Genomic DNA, 920 nt, shown 5'->3' with positions numbered 1-920 from the left:
TGTAGTCGATCGTGTGGTCGCAGCCGTGCGCGCGGGCAATCGCGGCCTTGTGTTCGCTGGAGACGGTGCCGATCACGTTGAGCCCGAGCAGCTTCGCCCATTGCGACATGATCAGCCCGACGCCGCCGGCGGCCGCATGCAGCAGGATCGTGTCGCCCGGCGCGAACGCATGAATGCGGCGCAGCAGATAGGCCGACGTGAGGCCGCGCATCGTCATCGCGGCAGCCGTTTCGCACGCGATGCCGGCCGGCAGCCGGACGAGCGGCGCGGCGGGGATCAACCGTTCGGTGCTGTACGCACCCAGCGTGTTCAGGAAGCCCGTGTAGGTCACACGGTCGCCGACGGCGACGTTCGTCACGCCGGGGCCGACGGCCTCGACCACGCCGGCCGCCTCGACGCCGATGCCGGCCGGCAGCGGCACCGGATACAGGCCGCTGCGGAAATACGTGTCGGCGAAGTTCAGGCCGACCGCCTCGTGCCGCAGGCGTACCTGGCCGGCGCCCGGATCGCCGACGTCGACCGCCTCCCAGCGCAGCACGTCGGGGCCGCCGGTTTCGTGGAATCGCACTGCATGTGCCATCTTGTTCTCCGTCAATCGTCAGTCCGATGCGCGTCGCGCATCGGCGGGTTCGTTCGTGTCCGGCGGCGTCGCGGGTGCGTTGTCCGCCGGGGGTTCGTCCAGTCCGGTCCAGTCGGCGTCGCCGAGGTAGCGCCGCGCGGCCGGGAAAATCACGCCTTCGATTCGCCCCATCTGCTCGAACGCGCCGTGCGCATAGCGGGCCAGCGCGGCGTCGAACGCGGCCGACGGCAGCCCGTCTTCGGCGAGCCGCGCGAGCGCGCCGAGGGCGTGCGTGTCGCGCTGGCGCTGACGGTCGAGTTCGTCCAGTTCGGCCGCGACGCACTCCGCACGGACGCGCAAT

Annotated in this window: 1 protein-coding gene and 1 pseudogene; both read right to left on the bottom strand. The window is 71.2% G+C overall.

What is annotated here, in order from left to right:
* On the bottom strand, nucleotides 1-580 hold a 580-nt coding region (locus tag H0X91_RS34670), incomplete at its 3' end, for an alcohol dehydrogenase catalytic domain-containing protein (protein ID WP_196433819.1).
* 18 nt (nucleotides 581-598) lie between these two features.
* Nucleotides 599-920, bottom strand: a pseudogene (locus H0X91_RS34665) (universal stress protein); the annotation flags it as partial.

Source organism: Burkholderia sp. 9777_1386, assembly GCF_015712265.1.
In the GTDB taxonomy this organism is placed as follows: Bacteria; Pseudomonadota; Gammaproteobacteria; order Burkholderiales; family Burkholderiaceae; genus Burkholderia; species Burkholderia cenocepacia.
Note: the sequence above shows the minus strand (reverse complement) of the source record. Positions and strands in the feature narration are given on the sequence as shown.